This is a genomic window from Muriicola sp. (assembly GCF_041567615.1).
In the GTDB taxonomy this organism is placed as follows: Bacteria; Bacteroidota; Bacteroidia; order Flavobacteriales; family Flavobacteriaceae; genus Muriicola.
This window is the reverse complement of record NZ_JBFGBM010000043.1, coordinates 1-15,335: the sequence shown is the minus strand read 5'-3', so window position 1 is coordinate 15,335 and position 15,335 is coordinate 1. Positions and strand designations below refer to the sequence as shown.

Below are 15,335 nucleotides of genomic sequence, written 5' to 3'. Positions count from 1 at the left end.
GGTTATGGCATCCATTTTTATTCCCCTCACCTTTATCGTGGGCATTTACGGGATGAATTTTGACAACATGCCCGAGCTTCACTGGGAAAACGGGTATTATATGGTCTGGGGCCTTATGATCACAGTCCTAATCGTGATGCTGATCTACTTCAAAAAAAGAAAATGGATTTAAGGCGGCTCCTTTTTTCGCCTCTTTAATCTTTTGATAATTTTTGTACTTTGAGAGCAAACTCAGCATATGCCGGTTTGGGTCCAGATACTGCTTATTCTGGGGGTCATCTACCTCCTTATCAGCGTGCTTATCTTTTTCTTGCAGGACTACCTCATGTTCAAGCCCGAGAAATTGCCGTCCGACTTCCAGTTTTATTATGAGAATCAGGAAACCGAAGAATACAATGTAGAGACCCGGGATGGGGCTGTGATCAATGGCTTGCGTTTTAAAGCCAGGGAACCGAAGGGGGTCGTTTTCTACCTCAAAGGAAATTCGAAGAGCATTAAGGGGTGGGGGAAATTTGCAGTCGACTTTACCCGCCACGGGTATGATGTCCTGATGGTAGATTACCGCGGCTTTGGGAAAAGCACAGGTCGGCGCACGCAAAAGGCAATCAAAAGAGATATGCAGGTGGTCTATGAAAAGATTCGCGAGAAGGTGGATGAGAAGTACATCATTCTTTACGGCAGGTCCCTCGGTTCTGGTTTTGCTGCCAAGCTGGCCTCCATGAACAATCCCCGCATGCTGATCCTCGATGCACCCTACTACAGCCTCAGCCATGTGGCCAAAAAATACATCCCTTTTATGCCCCTGTCCCTGCTCATCAAGTTTCCCATGCCCACGTACAAGTGGCTCAGGTACGTGCAATGCCCCATACATATCATCCACGGTACCGATGACCACCTGATCCCGTATAAATCGAGCCTGAAACTCTCAAAGATAAAACCAAAACAGACCACCCTCTATACCGTTATTGGCGGAGGGCATAAAAACCTAAATACCTTCGAATCCTACCACAAGATGTTGCACGACATCATTACCTCTAAACCGGTAAAGATAAACCTCGAAGGATCGAGCATTTCAGTCCAACACGATAAACCCAAACCTTATGCGTAGCCTGAAAAAGGCTTTAATAGCCCTGATTTCAGGTGTATTTTTCCTTTTAAGTATGCTGTACTTCCTTCAAGAGAAACTCATCTTCCTCCCCGAGAAACTGTCGACGAACTACACCTATTCCTTTCGTGAACCTTTTGAGGAATTCTACCTCGAAAGACCCGATGGAGCCAGGCTCAATGCCTTGCATTTCAAACGGGAGGATCCCAGAGGTGTCATCCTTTATTTTCACGGCAATGCCGGAAACCTTTCACGGTGGGGCGAAATAGTCCAGGACCTGGTTCGATTGAATTACGACCTGGTGGTCATGGATTACCGCACGTATGGGAAAAGCAAAGGAAAACTGAGCGAAAAGGCACTTCTGGAGGATGCACGGGCCTTCTACGAATACCTGGAACGCCAATACCCCAGGGAAGAGATCATCCTTTACGGTCGTTCCCTGGGCTCGGCCATGGCCTCCTATGTAGCCTCTGCCCATCAGGTTTCCCTGCTGATCCTTGAAACACCCTTTTACAGCCTGCTGGATGTCGCCAGGGATCGGTTCCCTGTCCTGCCTGTGGAGTCTTTTTTAAAATATCCCATGAGGAATTACGAATTCCTGCGTTCTGCAGAGTCGCCCATCGTGATCCTCCACGGAAACAGGGATGAAGTGGTTCCCATAAGGTCGGCCTATAAGCTCAGGGAAAGCCTGGAAGGGAAACCCGTACAATTCATAGAGATCGAAGGAGGACAACACAACAACCTCAGCTCCTTTAATAAATACCATAAAGCGCTCGAGAGCATTTTGCAGCCCTCCTCACAAAAGGATCCGTAAGAGGGATTTCTTTTATGAATTACCCAAGGACGTTAACATTTGAACTGCGCCTTAACACTTCTTTATACTAATAAGTCTAAAATCCTGTTAATCCCTGTTAAATGACTTGACTAAGGACTTATATATCTTATATTCAAGTAGTTGGTTTTTATAAACACATAATTTCTTTAAGGGCAGTCGCCCGGATTCGGCCTTTCCTAACAGGCCGAAAAAAGTTCCAACACCACTTTTTTATTAACGTTTAAAATCCACTTGAATGAACTATTTGAATATCAAAGAAGAACAATTATTGCCTGTAGTGATCGAATTGAATACGCTGCTGGCAGAATATCACCTTTACTATCAAAAACTCCGAAATTTCCATTGGAACATCCTCGGACAGAATTTTTTCGACCTGCATGAGCAATTTGAGACCATGTATATGGACGCAAGGGAAAAGATCGATGAGATCGCAGAACGAATCCTCACCCTTCGCTATCACCCCATGAGCAATCTCAGTGCTTATTTGAAGACCGGTACGATTGAAGAAAGTACGGGAAAAAAGACAGATCGAGAGATGATCGCTGAGATCCTGAAAGCTCACAGTATTCTCCTGAAACAGATGAGCACCGTCATCAACAAGGCGGATGAAGTAGGGGATGAAGGAACCATTGACCTTATTGGCGCCTATATCAGGGAGCTCGAAAAGACCAGCTGGATGCTGAACGCTTGGAATATCGGGAAGAACGATGAATTGAAAACGGCCACCATCATCTAAGGGGATTGCGGCAATTCAATCATTGTTTAACATTAAATCCGATTTCATGAAAGAAGAATTATCATCATCCTTAGACATATTACTGAATAAGCTTTCCGACTGGGGTACAACCCTGGTAGAGAATTTACCAAACATGCTGCTGGCCCTTGGGGTCCTGTTGATCTCCTATTTTTTGGCGAGATATATAAGCAAAGGCGTCAAAAATATCGTTCAGTCACGTGTCCCTCAAAAATCCATCACCAACCTGATCTCCAACCTGACCACTGTGATCGTTGTACTCATTGGCCTGTTCCTAGCCCTGAGCATACTCGATTTGAATGACGCCCTCATGTCATTGCTCACAGGTGCCGGGGTAGCCGGACTCGTTGTGGGTCTTGCCCTGCAGGGAGCCTTATCTAATACAATATCCGGCGTGGTCCTGTCCTTCCGCAAGAACATAAGGATAGGCGATTGGATCGAGACCAACGGTTTTGCGGGAGAAGTCGTCAAGATCAATCTCAATAATTTTATAATCAAAGAGGCGGATAACAACAAGGTCATCATCCCCAACAGGACCATCCTGGAGAACCCGTTGAAGAATTTCACATTGACCAACAGGATGCGCGTGGTACTCGGGTGCGGAGTTGGCTATGAATCAGACCTCGACAGAGTGGAAACCCTTACGAAAAACACAGTGAAAGAGTGTATTGAGCAGGTAGAATCCGCCGAGGATGTCGAATTCTATTTTGAAGAATTCGGTGCGAGTTCCATCAACTTCATCATCAGGTTTTATATCACCAGCGAGAGTGCCATCGAAAAACTCCGAGCCAAGAATACGGTTATAAAGGCCCTGAAAAAAGCATTCGACAAGGAAGGTATCAATATTCCTTTCCCTATTCGGACCCTGGAATTCAATTCCGGCCTGGACCTGAACGCCAAAAAGGTAGCCGAGGCATTTTCAACTAACTGATACAAGCAGGGACTTTAATCCCTCGGAATTAAAAGTGCGCCCACGGGTGCACTTTTTTGTTTATTGTTCGAAAAGATCTGAAGAGAGATAGCGGTCTCCCCGGTCACAGATAATGGAGACGATCACTCCTTCATCCAATTCCCGGGCCAGCCTCAGGGCAGCAGTCGTGGCCCCTCCGCTGCTCATTCCTGCGAAGATCCCTTCTGCCTGGGCCAGGCGACGGGTCATCTCCCTGGCTTCCGTTTCACTGACCTCCATGATCCGGTCTACCCTGGAGGGATCGAAGATCTTCGGCAGGTATTCCTCAGGCCATTTGCGGATGCCAGGAATACTGGAATTGTCAGTAGGCTGCACCCCGACGATCTGAACGGAGTTTTTCTTCTCCTTGAGGAATGCCGAGGTGCCCATAATAGTGCCCGTTGTTCCCATAGAGGATACGAAATGGGTGACCTCACCCCGGGTGTCCCGCCAGATCTCGGGTCCGGTTGTCTTGTAATGGGCCTTCCAGTTGTCCTGGTTCCCGAATTGGTTGACCATCAGGTACCCCTCCTTTTCCACCTTGGCTTCTGCGTAATCCCGGGCACCTTCTATCCCCCCTTCTGAGGGGGTAAGGGTGACCTTAGCCCCATAGGCTCTCATGGTCTGAACCCTCTCCTTCGTGGCATTCTCCGGCATGACGAGCTCGATGTTAAGCCCGTAGATCCCTGCGATCATGGCCAGAGCGATGCCCGTATTGCCGCTGGTGGCTTCAATAAGGCGGGACTCTTTTGAAATATCCCCTCTCTCCAGTCCGGAGGCGATCATGTTAAACGCAGCCCGGTCTTTGACGCTTCCTCCCGGGTTCTGACCTTCCAGTTTGAAGTACAGCCTGACCTTAGGATTGTCATTCAGGGACTTTGAAAGCACCAGGGGTGTATTCCCGATCAGATCGGTGAGTCTATTTGTCATTTTGATGTGTTCTGATTTCGATTTCCGGATTGTGGTATACTTTTGAATTGGGGGGTACCGAACTGGTAAGCCAGGCGTTACCACCGATAATGGAATTGGCACCGATGACCGTTTCCCCACCCAGGATGGTCGCGTTGGCGTAAATGGTCACGTTGTTCTCTATGGTTGGATGCCTTTTGGTGTCGCTCAGGTTTTTGGCGACGTAGAGTGCTCCCAGGGTAACGCCCTGGTAGATTTTCACATGGTCGTGGATCACGGCGGTTTCACCAATGACCACCCCGGTGGCGTGGTCTATAAAAAACGACTTCCCGATGTGAGCACCGGGATTGATATCAACTCCCGTCTGCCGGTGGGCGTATTCGGTCATCAACCTGGGAACCAGGGGGAATTTCTTTTTGTACAATTCGTGAGCGAGGCGGTAGATCGCTATGGCATAAAACCCTGGATAGGCCAGGTAGACCTCTTCAATGGAGAGGGATGCCGGGTCGCAATCAGCAATCGCCCGTGCATCGAGGTTCAACTTTTCCAGAATGCCCGGTAACGTCTGCATGTAATCCTCCCATATTGAGGAACAGGCGCGCTCCGGATCCCAGCAGGCCAGGTCGGCCAGGAGGTCGAATTTTTCCTGAAGCCTGGGCAGGTTCTTTTCAATAGGGGTCTCTATGTCAAAAAGGGACAGGAACAACAGGTCAGTGAAGGCTTCTGTCTCTTTCTTAAGCCTGAACCTGAGGTTGGGCTGTTTCTTATTCTGCTTTATCTTATCTATGATCGTCCGGGTGTCCATAAGAGCGTATTACGAATTAAAATTAACCAATAATTAAAAAGCCCCTAAGGCAAAAAGGTTAACTTTATTACAATTCTTTAAAATACATCAATACCTATGGGTACAGAAAGGATCGGCATTGAGGCGCTGGATTTTCTCAAAAAGCTATCTGCCAATAACAACAGGGACTGGTTTGAAGCGCACAAAAGTGAATTCAAATCCCTGGAAAAGGAAGTCAAGTCGTTTTACACATCCCTGATGGAAGCGCTGAAAAAGCATGATGACATAGAAAAGATGAAGATGTTCAGGATCTACAGGGACGTCAGATTCTCCAAGGATAAGACCCCATATAAAACCCATTTTGCCGGATCCTTTTCACGGGCTGGAAAGGCTTTGAGAGGAGGGTATTATCTCAGGATAAAGCCCGGGGAAACCTTTGCTGCAGCCGGTTTCTGGGAACCCAACAAGGAAGACCTGTACAGGATCAGGAAGGAGCTGGAAATGGACGCCAGTGAATTCAGAAGTGTTATACAGGCCAGGGGATTTCGAAATACCTGGGGTGATCTGGTGGGGGAGGAATTGAAGACGGCTCCCAAGGGGTTTGATAAGGAGCATCCGGACATCGACCTGATCCGGAAAAAACAATTCATCTTCGTCAGGAACTTCACGGACAAAGAGGTGCTGTCACCGGGATTTTTGTCGGAAGTCGATCATTCATTCAGGAATATCAGACCTTATTTCGACCTGATGAGCGAGATCCTCACCACAGATCTGAACGGGGAATCCCTATTGCGGTAATTCGGCAAGATCGAACAGTTGTACCTGATCCTTAAGCCTTTCGATGACCATATTCATCATCCGTTTGTTCAGGGCTGAAGAGTTCTGGATATACAGTTCGTATTCCTCCACCGTGAACTGGCCGATGATCATGCCTTTCAGGGAGTTTCTGAACTTCATATCCTTTTGGATGGCATGTTCTATATACCCCAGTCTTTTGGGCAGATTGAGGCCGTAGAAAACATTCTTGTGCTTCTGTGCATAATTCCTGAAAGCTGCGATCAGCAGGGAGTTCTGGAATTTGATAACAGGCCTGAGGGTGGTGTTTTGGAAGCGTTCATCCCGACTCATTTCGTCATTGATCCGGGCATTTGGGAGTTCAGGGCGTAAACTCAGGAGGTCCGAAGATCTATCGTTCATCTCAGAAGTTTTAATAAAATTAGAAAATCAAAAAAGGGGCAGGAGACAGGCTCGAATTACTTGTTAACGGGGTTATGAACAAAGACCCCGCAAGGTTTAAAGCAATTCCCTGGCTATATCTTCCCAGGAATCCACCCTTTCAAAATGGTTGGTGTGAATGTTGTGGGGGGAGGTAAAGATCAATGGTCTGCCGACGAAATTTTCCAGGTTGTGACTGCGGTCGTCGATCAGGACATCCCCTCTGAGGATCTGTTTGTCTCCACAGAGGATTCGGTTCTTCCAGTGTATAAAGGGGAAATGCTCGTCCAACCACTGATGTTTTTCAAGGAGGGAATTCGGGAACTGCATGGCAGCCGAAGCCACATACACTGCGTATTTTTCGTTGAGTTCCCGGAGGACCTCTATACTGTTCTCAATAGGTTTAAGCCCTCTGAAGAACCCTTTCTGGTAATAGTGCTGCCAGATGCTGTCCTTCCTGGATATCGGTACCTTTTGCCATACCTCATGGCCCATGCATTCCTCCCGGGTGAGGTTCTCTCCGAATTCCCGGTTGTAGTATTCGATGTGGGCGGTATAGGTGTCCGCCATCACTTCATCCATATCCACGAAGAGGATCATAAATCGAGCTTTGATGCGAATTTCCTAAAATTAAAAGAAATAAGCCCCTCCCTTGAGATTAGTTTAACAATGCGAAAATCCCGGAGGCCTTAAAATAACAAAGATGCATCAGAGGGGCCTCCCTTTTACGTACTTGACAATTCTGTTCCCTTGTTTTACGAAGCCAGCCTATACAATCGATAATAGTAGTAATTTTAGGAAAAATCTACATATGCGATTTCACACCAGAAAGTGGGTCAAACCAGAAGACCTGAACGCCAACCAGACCCTGTTCGGAGGCAGGTTGCTCTCGTGGATAGACGAGGAAGCTGCCCTGTACAGCATTATCCAGCTCGAAAACAAAAAAGTGGTCACCAAATATATGTCGGAGATCAACTTTATGAGTACGGCCCACCAGGGCGACATCGTGGAGATCGGAATCCAAGTGGTCAAATTCGGGAAGTCTTCCCTGGTCCTGAAATGCGAAGCGCGGAATAAAATGAACCACGAGACCATCCTGACGGTAGACAACATCATCATGGTAAACCTCGATGAGAAGGGAAAGCCCCTGCCTCACGGTAAGACCAAGGTTGAATACGTAAAGGACCGCCTGGCGGAAGAGGAAGATTAGACTACTGCATTTGCTCAGCAATGGCCTGGACCTCGTCCAGTACCCTTAACAGGTTTTCCCCCCAAAGTTTGGCAATGTCTTCTTCCGAATACCCCCTGTTAACCAGTTCCAGGGTTACATTGAAGGTCTCCGAAGCATCAGACCAGCCATCGATGCCGCCACCTCCGTCAAAATCGGAGCTGATCCCAACGTGGTCGATCCCGATAAGGCCGACCATGTAGTCGATGTGATCCACAAAGTCCTTTACATCGACAGGCGCCGGGGCATCCGGTCTCGTCGAAGCGATTTCTTTCGCCAGTGAAATTATCCGGGGATAGTATTCCAGGTACTCTTCCCTTTGATCCGGAGGGAGGTTTCTGTACTCCCTTCTGTTGTACCAGGTGATCCCAAGGGAATCTGCCACCTGTTCATAGAGTTTTTCCATATAAGCCCGCCTGGCCTTGTCTTTCTCTGTGTTGAGATACGAGCTGAACGCCACAGTCTGTACCACCCCTCCGTTTTCCTTCATCCACATAAGCTGTTCGTCATCCAGGTTCCTGCTGTGATCACACAGGGCGCGAGCAGAGGAGTGGGATGCGATGATAGGGGCTTTGGTAAGGGCGATGATCTGTTCCATTGAACTCTTGGCAGGGTGAGATACATCGATCATAATTCCAAGCCTATTCATCTCATATACAGCTTTTTTGCCAAGTTCACTTAAACCGTTGTGTAACCAAATACTATCGGCTTCCCCTGTATTGGAATCCGCAAACTGGCTGTGTCCGTTATGGGAGAGGGAGACGTATCGTGCTCCGAGATCGTGGTATCTTTTGAAATTCCCCAGGTCTTCCCCCATGGGATAGGCATTTTCAACGCCTATCATGGCCACGAGTTTCCCCTCTGAATGTAACCTCCTTACATCATCCGAGTTCAGAGCCAGGCCAATCTGGTCCGGAGCGATCTCCTCGCAGAGCCGATGAATAGCATCGAATTTGGCCATGGCGTTCTCCTCTGCATTCGCGTAGGCGGTCGGGGTAAGAGAATCCTGCCCTGTGTAGACGATGAGCCAGGCGACATCGAGTCCGCCTTCTTTCATCTTAGGCAGATTCACTTGGGTCTCCAACCGCTGGGTGTAGTTTACGCTGTCAGTGAAATTGCGAACATTGATGTCGTCATGAGTGTCGATGGTGATCACGTTAGCGTGTATCCGTTCCGCTTTTTCACGTAGGGTATCAGGATTGTCCTTTTCGGCCTCCCCACAGGCGATCATCGATAAAAAGCAAAAAAACAGGGTGAAATACTTCATTGCATTCGAATTAGACCTACAAATAAAGCATTTTGACAACACATTCCACCCCGTAGGTAACATTTAATTGTCCTCCCAGCGGTAAATCGGGATTTTAGTAAAGTAATCTAAACCTTCAAAGACCCGATCTTGAATTCAAAAAACCTACTCACACAGATCTCCGACCTGGAACTCGCCCTGAACAATTTTTCTTTTGAGGAACTAAGTACTGAAGAAGCCGGCCGCTTAAAAAGATCCTTCGACCATTTCAAAAACGAACTGGAAACGAAGATCTGGGGACATGAACCGAATCCGCCCGAATCGGAGGAAGTATCTTCCAAAAACAGTGAATCACATCTGATCGCCAAGGTAAGCCACGAAGTGCGGACCCCCCTGAACGGGATCATGGGGTTTGCGGATCTCCTGAAGGAAGGCGACCTGAATCCAGCTCAGGAAGAACAGGTCAATGCGATCATGTCGGCATCCCGATCCCTGCTGGAAATCATCAACGAACTCCTGGAATATTCCAAGCTCGAAGCGGGATCCGAGGAATTCAAAGTGGTCTCCTTCAACTTTCACAACCTCATCACAGAAGTCGCCTACCTCTGTGAAACACTGATCGTCGACAAAAAAATAACCCTGGAGGTTAAGACAGACCCCAATATCCCGAATTTCCTGTTGGGGGATCCCTCCAAGCTCACCCAGGTGTTACTCAATCTCCTGGGCAATGCGATCAAGTTCTCCGACAAAGGCAAGGTGGTGCTGGAATCGAACCTCAAGAAGATCGAAAAAGGTCAGGCATACCTCCAATTTGGGATCATAGACACCGGTATTGGGATTCCCGGGGAGGATCTGGATCATATCTTCGATGCCTTCAGGCAGGCCGGGCAGCACACTTTCTCCAAATACGGGGGTGCCGGACTTGGCTTGAGTATCGTCAAGCAGATCGTAGACAGACTGGGTGGTACCATTTCGGTCCAGAGCAAGGTGAACGAAGGAACAAAATTCGACATGACCCTGGCATTTGAAGTGGGGAAGGAGGAGAAGTTCAAAGAGACAGAGGCAGAAAAAACACCCACAAAGGACATCCGTAACCTGAATGTGCTGGTCTTCGAAGACAATCCTCTCAACCAGTGGCTGATCAGGAAACGACTCAGGAACTGGGGCTGTACCCACTTTGTCACCGAACATGCGGTGGAAGGGTTAAAAATACTGGAACAAGAAAACATTCACGTGGTCTTTATGGATCTGCATATGCCTGTGGTAGACGGTTACGAGATCACCCGTAGGATAAGGGCCTCTGAGGATCCAAGGATCTCCAGCGTACCGGTCATCGCCCTGACCGCAGATTTTTCTGTGCACGACAGGGAGAAGGCTGAGGCAGGCGGGATCGACGATTTTATTTTAAAACCCTTCACTCCCGAAGAATTACTGGACAAACTTATGGAATACGGTTTCCCGGAGTCAGCTAAGCCATCTTCCATGGCGAATACCCCATCAGTTGAAAACAGTATCCATACACGGGAAAACAGTTTTCGGATTGACCTCTCAGGTATGCTGGAAGACTGTATGGGGGAGGTAGACATGCTCGAAGAATTGATCACCCTGTTCAAGGGCAACGTCCTGGAATTTATAGGCCGTGCAAAAATGCACCTGAAGAATCGAGATGAGGAACAATTGCGTTTCGCAGCCCATAAAATGAAATCAGGACTGGCCATGGTGCAGGCTGATAACCTGCTGATCCTGCTAAAACAAATCCAGGACCACTGCATAAATGACCCTGATTTCGATCGGATGCAGTACTTGTATGACCGCTTCGTAAAGGAATACCCTATGGTGGAATTCGCTATAGACAGTGAATTGACACGCCTTAAAAGAGAAAACTCCTGACATCATGAAAAAGATCCTGCTCGCCGACGACGACGAATTGCTGGCTTCCCTTTTAAACTACCGCCTGGACAAGGCCGGATACAAGGTTCACTGGTCCTGTGACGGAAGGGAAGTAAAACAGGAATTGGAAAAGGAGATACCGGATATCATAGTCAGCGACATCATGATGCCCTATTTCTCAGGGCTCGAACTGGTCGATTATGTGAGAAACACCCTGAATTCCAAGGTGCCGATCATCATTATCTCCTCGGCCGGAAATGAGGAGAATGTGCTCTCTGCCTTTGAACTGGGGGCCAATGATTTTATTTCAAAACCCGTGAGTCCGGCCGAACTACTGGTCAGGGTTACACGGGAACTCAACAAAGCCTGATATTCATTAGAACAAAGATTACATATCAGTTTTCCATGCTGCTGAGCATCCCAGAGATCCATACGGATCTTTTGTGGGATTTAAGCGTCTTGTTCGGAAGCCTGTGTATTCTTTATTTCAGTTTTATATTCTTCTTCAGGAACAGGCTTTCGGCCAAATCCCGAAACATTGCTAAAAGGAGGAAGGAACTCACCCCCATCATCAGTAATTTTCTCTTTTATGGGGAAGATGCCAGCAAGGAGGAGAAATACGAGTATATCGGACTCAAGGTCGAGATGCGTGAATTTCTCAAAGATTCCATAAACAGGAGTATCCTAAAGGATATTCTGCTGGACCTGCAGCGTGATCTCACCGGAGATTCCCGAAACCGACTCCTCACCCTGTACAAGGATTTCGACCTGCACCTCGATGCCTTGGCCAAATTGAAAAGCTGGAGGTGGGAGGTGGCGACCAAGGGTATCGTGGAGCTTACCCAAATGCAGGTTGTTGAGGCATACACAGCTATCCGAAAGTTTATCAACCACAGGAAAAATGTCATCAGGAGGCATGCCCAGATCGCGATGGTTTCCCTTAAGCACGAAGGAATCGGGCATTTTCTGGATTCCAACCGTTATCCGATTTCCGAATGGCAGCAGATCAAGATCCTGGAGATACTGCGGGAAAAAGAGGACTTTATCCCGCCTAATTTCGGAGTCTGGCTCATGTCGGCCAACAAGGATGTCGTACTGTTTGCGCTCCGACTGATCCGGTACTACAACCAGACTGATGCCAATGCTTCCGTTACGGAATTGCTGAAACACAAGGATGAAGAGGTCAAACAGGCGGCGATAGACTGTATCAAGGAATTCGGGATCACCGAGGCCATCCCAACACTCATGGCCGCTTTTTACCGGGCTAAAAGGGATACCAGAATTCTCATCCTGGACGCCATAGGCACCATAGGGAAGGAGGAGCACATACCCTTCCTCAGGGAGGTCCACGAAAAAGTGTCCAACTTCAATGTCAGGAGTAAGGCCCTGGGCGCCATCAATACCATTGCCCCAGGGACCATTCTTCCTTTCAAAGATCTGGATCCCCTTATCGATCCGGATACGCAGCCCAAAGTGGAAGAGGAAGCAATTGACGAATCTGCGGGTATCGAGAATACATTAACCGAAGGTAAAACCGAAAAGAGTCCTGTTGCTCCGGAAGCGGACGAGCAAAAGGTTACCCCAACTAATGAGACCGCTGAAGAAGAAATTGAAGTGACCGGGGAACACAGTGAACTATTTTATGAGGACCTGGAGATCTTCGACCATTGTTTTATGGAGGAACTCAACGAGATCCTCAATGGCAGGAGGCAGGATGAAGAGGAGCATTCCGGATACCTGCCACTTGATTTTTTACCCCTTGTTACCGAAAAACCAACTGAGATGGATAAGAAAAGACCCAAGAAAAAAACAAGGAAGCGGCTATGGCAGCTCCGTGTTAATTACGAGGAAGTACACCCAGATGCCGAGTTCAGAGAGGAACTGGAAGATATCCTGAGCAGGGTGGAAGTACAAAATCCTGAAGGAGATACGGAAGTGGAATATTTGAATTTCAATTTTCTTCCGTTTGTGGTCGGCAATGAGCCTGAGGTGGACGATTCTGAGCTACCTCAAGCAGTGGAGGAGGAATCCGAGGAGAAAGAAATAGCACCGTCCCATGCTGCCGTTACGCCTTGTGAAGAGGAGGAGGAAACTGATACGGTTGAAGCCGAAAATACGTGCGCCCTGGTCGATTGGGAAGCACTGCAAAATGGGGAAACGGAGGTTCAAATTGCTGATGATAAAAAATCAATAAGGACAGAAGACGACTCAAAAGTGGAGGAAGAACCTGGGTACAGCATTTTTAAAGAATTGTTCAGCAAGTGCGATGAGGACTCCAAATTGATCCTCCTGAATGAGATCCCCGAACTGGGCGATCACCGGGAACTCTTATTTCTCGATACCCTGAAGAAAGATCCCAGTTCCCGTATCCGAAAAATGGCTGAAGAGGTCAGGAACAAGCTTCAGAAAAGATTGCAAGCCGAAGCCGGTAAGATGCAGGAAAAGGAAAGTCTCATCAAATGGTCAGAGGTTTCTCAACCCGGCGATATGCTGAATTTTGATCTGGAAGAATTGAAAAAACAAGGGTAGTAATTATGGACAATGGCGTATTCAATGTAATCCTGGAGTACCTGAACATCGTCTTTCTGGTGTTCTCGGGTATGCTGTTTACGCTCTATGTTCTGATGGCCTATTTCGCCACGCGAAACTCTATCCACTACAAGAATAAGAACAGTTTTGGGAATATCACCAAGACCCTGGGTTCTCCGCTGGCACCGGGCATCACCATCATAGCTCCCGCTTACAATGAAGGCCTTACCATCGTGGAGAATGTCAGATCCCTGCTCTCCCTTCAGTACGTGAACTATGAGGTGATGGTGGTCAACGACGGGAGCAAGGACGATACCCTCCAGAAACTCATCGACGCCTATCATCTGGAAAAGATCGACAGGGAAATCGATCCCCATATCAAATCCAAACCCATCCGTGGGATCTATAAATCAACCCAGAGGTCATTTGCCAAACTCACCGTGGTTGACAAGGCCAATGGAGGCAAATCCGATGCCCTCAATGCAGGGATCTTTCTCTCAGAGAACAAATACGTGGGCTGTATCGATGTGGATTGCCTGATCGTGCCCGAAGCCCTGTTGCACGTGGTCAAATCCTTCTATCAGCATTCTCAGAAAAGGGTCATCGCCGTGGGAGGGGTGATCCGGGTAGCGAATTCCTGTAAGATCTCAGGGGGTACCCTGGAGGAAATCAGGTTGCCAAAGAACTGGCTCGCAAGATTTCAACTCCTGGAATACACCAGGTCCTTTCTGTTGGGAAGGATGGCTTGGGGAAGGTTAGACAGCCTGCTGATCATCTCAGGGGCCTTTGGATTTTTCGACAGGGAGATCGCTCTGGCTGTTGGAGGATACGACACCCATACGGTAGGGGAGGATATGGAGATCATTTTCAGGATGAGACGCTATATGCACGACAGAAAGGAACCCTATCACGTAGCCTATATTCCGGATCCCTTGTGCTGGACAGAGGTTCCCGAAAGCAGAAAGATCTTTATCAATCAGCGCGATCGCTGGGCTAGAGGCAACCTGGAAACCCTCAGTACTCATAAGGACATGTTCTTTAACCCCAGGTACGGACGTCTGGGATTGTTGAGCTATCCCTACTGGTTCTTTTATGAGTGGCTGGCGCCCTTGCTGGAATTCATCGGATGTCTGGCCGTGATCGTATTCCTGTATCTCGGAATCCTGAACTGGGATTTCTTTATTGCTATTACGATCACCATCTACAGTTTTTCCATCATGTTCTCCTTCTACGCCATTCTGTGGGAGGTGTATTCTTATAATCAGTATTCGCGAACCAAAGATATTCTGACCCTGATGCTGGCGGCCATTTTGGAGCCCGTGTTCTTTCATCCTTTGGTGGTATGGTCCTCGGTCAGGGGTAATTATAAAAAATTGTTCAAGATCAGATCGGGATGGGGATCACAGGTCAGGAAAGGTTTTGCAAAGGCATAAGCTATGCGTACAGAAATACACATACCGGTAAAGAGAAGGGATCTTAGGGATTTCATCAGACTGATCCTTGCGTTCTTCCTCTGCCTGATGGCAACTGCCCTGTACCAGAACATTACCTTGTTCAGTGCAGGCGTACTGGACAGTGTACTCAACAAGAGCCTGTTCCTCCTTTTGGTACATCATCTCGGATTTGTTTCCCTCACGGCCCTGTTTTTGGTATTCCCTTATAAATTTCTCGAGCAACTAAAAGCCAATGCCGGATTTAAAATGGTGTCACTATGCCTGGTGGTGCTATTGGGCGCAGAAGGTCTCCTGATCAAGTATTACGTGGATAATTATGAGATTCTAGGGGCAGGGTTTATCGAACGCGTCGAGGCTCTGGGAGGATGGTCCTTCCTTTACTACACACCTGTTTTCTTCTTTTTTGCCGTAGTCCTCCTGTATTTGTCTTACAGAAT

Annotated in this window: 16 protein-coding genes and 1 pseudogene; 12 read left to right on the top strand and 5 right to left on the bottom strand. The window is 47.9% G+C overall.

Annotated features, from left to right (window positions below; translation table 11 throughout):
* Positions 1-4 precede the first annotated feature (4 nt).
* The 5 genes from ABYP73_RS04705 (at position 5) to ABYP73_RS04685 (ending at position 3,625) form a co-directional block, all read left to right on the top strand.
* Positions 5-172, top strand: coding sequence for a CorA family divalent cation transporter (locus ABYP73_RS04705; RefSeq protein ID WP_372973590.1), 168 nt, complete (start codon positions 5-7; stop codon positions 170-172).
* Positions 173-238: 66 nt separating this feature from the next.
* Positions 239-1,108 carry an alpha/beta hydrolase gene (locus ABYP73_RS04700; protein ID WP_372973589.1) on the top strand — a complete coding sequence of 290 codons (870 nt, stop codon included), beginning with the start codon at positions 239-241 and terminating at the stop codon, positions 1,106-1,108.
* Complete coding sequence (locus ABYP73_RS04695; RefSeq protein WP_372945015.1) at positions 1,101-1,919, top strand: alpha/beta hydrolase; 819 nt, start codon at positions 1,101-1,103, stop codon at positions 1,917-1,919. The genes ABYP73_RS04700 and ABYP73_RS04695 overlap by 8 nt, the downstream gene beginning before the upstream one ends.
* Before the next feature lie 256 nt (positions 1,920-2,175).
* Positions 2,176-2,676: a Dps family protein gene (locus ABYP73_RS04690; protein ID WP_372945016.1), complete on the top strand. Its 501-nt coding sequence runs from the start codon at positions 2,176-2,178 to the stop codon at positions 2,674-2,676.
* A gap of 46 nt (positions 2,677-2,722) precedes the next feature.
* Complete coding sequence (locus ABYP73_RS04685; RefSeq protein WP_372945017.1) at positions 2,723-3,625, top strand: mechanosensitive ion channel family protein; 903 nt, start codon at positions 2,723-2,725, stop codon at positions 3,623-3,625.
* Positions 3,626-3,685: 60 nt separating this feature from the next.
* On the opposite strand, the gene cysM is transcribed toward ABYP73_RS04685, so the two are convergent.
* Positions 3,686-4,573: a cysteine synthase CysM gene (cysM, locus tag ABYP73_RS04680; RefSeq protein WP_372945018.1), complete on the bottom strand. Its 888-nt coding sequence runs from the start codon at positions 4,571-4,573 to the stop codon at positions 3,686-3,688.
* Entirely contained in the window at positions 4,563-5,357 is a 795-nt protein-coding gene (gene epsC, locus ABYP73_RS04675) for a serine O-acetyltransferase EpsC (RefSeq protein WP_372973588.1), read from the bottom strand. The genes cysM and epsC overlap by 11 nt, the downstream gene beginning before the upstream one ends.
* A 96-nt stretch (positions 5,358-5,453) precedes the next feature.
* Here epsC and ABYP73_RS04670 point away from each other — a divergent pair, with 96 nt between their 5' ends.
* Positions 5,454-6,134: a DUF2461 domain-containing protein gene (locus ABYP73_RS04670; protein WP_372945020.1), complete on the top strand. Its 681-nt coding sequence runs from the start codon at positions 5,454-5,456 to the stop codon at positions 6,132-6,134.
* Here ABYP73_RS04670 and ABYP73_RS04665 read toward each other — a convergent pair.
* Positions 6,123-6,533: a glyoxalase gene (locus ABYP73_RS04665; protein WP_372945021.1), complete on the bottom strand. Its 411-nt coding sequence runs from the start codon at positions 6,531-6,533 to the stop codon at positions 6,123-6,125. The genes ABYP73_RS04670 and ABYP73_RS04665 overlap by 12 nt on opposite strands.
* 96 nt (positions 6,534-6,629) lie before the next feature.
* Positions 6,630-7,151, bottom strand: a complete 522-nt coding sequence (locus ABYP73_RS04660; protein ID WP_372973587.1) for a 5'(3')-deoxyribonucleotidase — start codon at positions 7,149-7,151, stop codon at positions 6,630-6,632.
* A 211-nt stretch (positions 7,152-7,362) separates the two neighbouring features.
* Here ABYP73_RS04660 and ABYP73_RS04655 point away from each other — a divergent pair, with 211 nt between their 5' ends.
* The gene (locus tag ABYP73_RS04655; protein ID WP_372973586.1) at positions 7,363-7,761 is read left to right on the top strand and encodes an acyl-CoA thioesterase; all 399 of its coding nucleotides are present in this window, start codon (positions 7,363-7,365) and stop codon (positions 7,759-7,761) included.
* Between the two features lies 1 nt (position 7,762).
* On the opposite strand, the gene ABYP73_RS04650 is transcribed toward ABYP73_RS04655, so the two are convergent.
* Positions 7,763-9,046 (bottom strand): dipeptidase, encoded by a 1,284-nt coding sequence (locus ABYP73_RS04650; RefSeq protein ID WP_372973585.1) that lies wholly within the window; start codon positions 9,044-9,046, stop codon positions 7,763-7,765.
* A gap of 129 nt (positions 9,047-9,175) precedes the next feature.
* Here ABYP73_RS04650 and ABYP73_RS04645 point away from each other — a divergent pair, with 129 nt between their 5' ends.
* The 5 genes and pseudogenes from ABYP73_RS04645 to ABYP73_RS04625 form a co-directional block, all read left to right on the top strand.
* Positions 9,176-10,915: an ATP-binding protein gene (locus ABYP73_RS04645; protein WP_372973584.1), complete on the top strand. Its 1,740-nt coding sequence runs from the start codon at positions 9,176-9,178 to the stop codon at positions 10,913-10,915.
* A 4-nt stretch (positions 10,916-10,919) separates the two neighbouring features.
* Positions 10,920-11,285 (top strand): response regulator transcription factor, encoded by a 366-nt coding sequence (locus tag ABYP73_RS04640; protein ID WP_372946150.1) that lies wholly within the window; start codon positions 10,920-10,922, stop codon positions 11,283-11,285.
* Between the two features lie 35 nt (positions 11,286-11,320).
* A complete protein-coding gene (locus ABYP73_RS04635; RefSeq protein ID WP_372973583.1) occupies positions 11,321-13,444 on the top strand; it encodes a HEAT repeat domain-containing protein in 2,124 nt (707 codons plus the stop codon).
* 5 nt (positions 13,445-13,449) lie between these two features.
* Positions 13,450-14,877 (top strand): glycosyltransferase, encoded by a 1,428-nt coding sequence (locus ABYP73_RS04630; protein ID WP_372973582.1) that lies wholly within the window; start codon positions 13,450-13,452, stop codon positions 14,875-14,877.
* 3 nt (positions 14,878-14,880) lie between these two features.
* Positions 14,881-15,335, top strand: a pseudogene (locus ABYP73_RS04625) (LTA synthase family protein); the annotation flags it as partial.